General features: G+C 33.7%; 1 protein-coding gene. It reads right to left on the bottom strand.

Annotation, left to right across the window (positions count from 1 at the left end; translation table 11 throughout):
* Positions 1-134 precede the first annotated feature (134 nt).
* The coding region (locus ACFINO_RS11530) for a DUF488 family protein (protein ID WP_375655987.1) at positions 135-543 on the bottom strand (409 nt) is incomplete at its 5' end.

Here is a 543-nt window from a genome sequence, read left to right as displayed (position 1 = left end):
CTCCTTACATTGAGATGCAATTCACGTGTGGCGTGAATCACGCATTACTTGAAAGTGTTAAGAAGGGTGGGGGTGCTAGGAGGCATTTGTGAAGAGAAGCACCTCCATATGTAAAAAATCTGTAAGTTTATTTTTTAGATGTGCTTAATTTCATATTTCCAATCAGGCAATTGAGTAAGAGCTAATGCGAGTTGTCCTCTATGACACATGCATACATTGGCTTCAAAACAGGTGATTGCAACGCGCTTTTTGTTTAAAAACATTTGATATAATTTGTTTATTGCACAAGAATTATTCTTGAGAGTTGTATTTCGATAATTTTTAAAAAGGCGGTCATAATCTTTTTGTGTTTTCAAATTTCTTCGTTTTTCAGAAGCAATTCCAAGTTCAGGCATATGCATATATTCAATATCAATGTTGCTTACAGCTTGCTCTAATTGTCTTTTTGAAAATCCGTGTTTTCTACTTATTGGATTTTTACGAACATCACATAAAGTTTTGATATTGTTTTCTATGAGACAACTAAGATAATTCTCAAGGGAC

Source organism: Bartonella sp. AA83SXKL, from assembly GCF_042196965.1.
GTDB lineage: Bacteria > Pseudomonadota > Alphaproteobacteria > Rhizobiales > Rhizobiaceae > Bartonella.
The sequence above is the reverse complement of the archived record's forward strand: the minus strand, read 5'-3'. Positions and strand labels throughout refer to the sequence as shown.